Raw genomic sequence first — 2,933 nt, forward strand, 5'->3', positions numbered from 1 at the left:
GCCGTGTCTTGGGATTGAAGAGGAAGAATGGGTTGAAATGAAGTCATGATGCTCTCCTTAAATCCAAGCGTGGCGGGCAGGGAAAGTGTTATTTAAATAGTAGTTACCCAGTGCATGCAGCTTCCAGCGGATCGGGTCGTGTAAGGTATGTACGCGTGCATTGCGCCAATGTTGATCTAAGTTATGTTGGCTTAGGCTCGAACGACTCCCACCAAGCTCTAGGAGTTTTTCAGAAATTTGTAGTGCAGCATCATTGGCATAAACCTTGGCTTCGGCGACTAAAATGGAGGCTTGAGCTGCTTGTTCCGCACTGACAACGCTTAGTTGGTCAAGCTCATCTAAATATTCGGCAGCTTCGTCGAGCAGTAGGATAGCGGCATCCAGCAGCACTGCAGATTTGCCGACTTCTTGTAAAGTGTAATGTTCAAAACTGGCTTTCTCAACCTGCGCATCGACAATCGGTCGGGCTTTTTTAACCGCTGACAATGTGTCTTCAAACGCAGCTTCTGCAATACCCACATCAATCGCGACTTGCATTAGCTGAGAGAAGGCACCGCGATAAGTAACGTCCTCAGCTAGTTTCCGCTCATCAAAGATAAGGAGTGGATCGACTTCAACCCGTTGTAATTTTACTGTGCCACTTGAGGTTGTACGCTGACCAAAACCGTTCCAGTTATCAATGACTTCGACACCTTGTGCTGTGGCATCAACAAGCGTCAGTACCACATAACCTTCAGGGTGAATGGCTTTAATGGCTAACCAATGGGCAAAGCTACTCCCTGTAGAATAGAACTTTTCACCATCGACATAGTAACGACCATTTTCAATGCTTAATGTCGTATTTAATGTTTTAGTGTCTTTGGTATTTCGTTCGGGGCCACCATTGGCAAGGCGTTTGCCGTTTAATATTTCATTAAAAATAAACTGTTTTTGTTGTTCGCTACCTAAAATATCAATCATGTTGAGTAGCGCAATTTGGTTTTGTGGAATTTGACCGACACTTGAGTCGGCTTTATTAATAATGCGAAAAACCTGAGCTAAAGTTTTATTGGAAACAAATGCGCCTCCAAAAGTTTGAGGAATACGAATACCGCCTAAGCCTTTTTTGCTGAATAATTCGATTTCAGCAAATGGAAGCTGACGGTTCTGATCACGTTGATCCCGACCTTCTAAGGCAAAGTCAGCGACATGATAGGCTGCATTAATCGCATCCTGATCATTTTGTATCACGTGAATATTTTTAGAGAGAGTATGAGACATAAAAGCACCTTTACTTAATCTCTATACGCTACTTGGGATTGTTTGAATGATTAAATGAAGGATTTTGAATTGCTTAGCAGCTAAAAAGTTAAAAATAAAATATGCTAAGTTTAATCATTTGATGAATATTCTAAGTGTTTGAAAAATATAAAATATGTATTTTGGTTGCAGTCTAAGCAATGTCGTTAAATTTTTACTTATTTAGATTTGAGATATTGTAGAGAAAAAAACGTATAAATTTGATAAAGGCTGTTGAACATTTGCTGGGCAGTTTTGGGTAAAAAGTACATTGTAAATCTTAAATACAGTGACTAAAGTATCCAACTGAAATAGATGGCTTTGCTAAAAAGCCAAAATAGAAAAATAAATGTGGAGCATTTATGAGAACTTTATACCAGTTTCCTTTATCTCATTTTTGTGAGAAAGCTCGCTGGTTGCTCGATCATAAAGAGCTAGATTTTGTCGCGCAAAATGTAGTGCCTGGGGTTCATCGGGCGTTTGCGCAGTTAAAGACAGGGCAGAATAAATTGCCTATTTTACGTGATCAAGACAAATGGGTCGCAGATACCACCGAGATTGCGTTATATCTGGATGAGCGTTATCCAGAACATCGACTGTTACGTAGCGAAGCACAGCTTCGTAAAGAGGCTTTAGATGTTAATGCTCTAGCCAATGATTTAGGGCTACACGTTCGCCGTTGGGGGTTGGCACATGCTTTATCCGATAATGACCAATCGCTACAAATTATGTTGGGCGAAAAGGGCTATTTACGTAAATTTGAAAAATACACCAAACCTCTGATTAAAACTTTGATGTCGAAAGGTTATGAACTCAATGCCGACAAAGTTGAGCACTCGAAAGTTGAAATGCAGCGTTTAATTGAGGTCTTGAATGAAAAGTTAATTGCTAATCATGGGCGTTACTTTGTGGGAGATCGTTTAGGTTTGGCGGATATTGCTGTGTGTTCAATGTTAGCCCCTGTGCTTGAAATTAAAGGGACTCCTTGGGAAAAAGACCATGAGGATAGCCTATCTGAAGAATTCAGTGCCTATAAAACCTATTTAAGCAATTTACCTTTGGGGCAGTATGTTTTAAGAGTCTATCAAACCGAACGCAATGCTCGGGTCGACTGGCGCGGCATTTAAGATAAGCTCAAGCCAAACAAGGCAAAGGAGGTATGTGATACAGATAGCCTTTGCCATTCTTGTATTTTCAGTATAATTATTGAGAGAAGTTGAATAGAAATTTTCTCAGTCTATTTACAACTTTGTAAAAGATCATGCCATTCTTTGTCTGAAAAAGCTGATATATTTTTATGAAATTGAAAATAAATGAAAAAAATATGCAAATAAGCTTTATCTTTCATCTGAAAAGCTTAATATGAAATAAACACCTATAAACATAATGCATTATGAGAGTTAAAAAATGGAATTAGACCGTTTTGATAAGCAAATTTTAGAAATTTTAAGTAATGAAGATATCAATCTAAACGAATTATCAGAGCGTATTAATTTATCGGTCAGTTCGGTGCATCGTCGTATTAAGCATCTGATTGATAATGCGATTATGACTAAAGTTAAGCGAGATATTAACTATCAAAAACTCGGGTTTAGTCTACATGTTTTACTCCAAGTATCTTTGAGTAAACATGATACCGACACTTTTTCCAAGTT

General features: G+C 38.7%; 3 protein-coding genes. 2 read left to right on the forward strand and 1 reads right to left on the reverse strand.

Annotated features, from left to right (window positions below):
- Positions 1-57: 57 nt before the first annotated feature.
- Positions 58-1,260, reverse strand: coding sequence for an SfnB family sulfur acquisition oxidoreductase (locus tag B4F08_RS13900; protein ID WP_291374847.1), 1,203 nt, complete (start codon positions 1,258-1,260; stop codon positions 58-60).
- 380 nt (positions 1,261-1,640) lie between these two features.
- Between B4F08_RS13900 and B4F08_RS13905 the strand changes: the two genes are divergently transcribed.
- Both B4F08_RS13905 and B4F08_RS13910 read left to right on the forward strand, forming a co-directional pair.
- A complete protein-coding gene (locus B4F08_RS13905) occupies positions 1,641-2,405 on the forward strand; it encodes a glutathione S-transferase family protein (RefSeq protein ID WP_086209320.1) in 765 nt (254 codons plus the stop codon).
- A gap of 280 nt (positions 2,406-2,685) precedes the next feature.
- The coding region (locus tag B4F08_RS13910; protein WP_291374849.1) for an Lrp/AsnC family transcriptional regulator at positions 2,686-2,933 on the forward strand (248 nt) is incomplete at its 3' end.

The organism is Acinetobacter sp. UBA6720 (assembly GCF_002454215.1).
Classification (GTDB): domain Bacteria; phylum Pseudomonadota; class Gammaproteobacteria; order Pseudomonadales; family Moraxellaceae; genus Acinetobacter.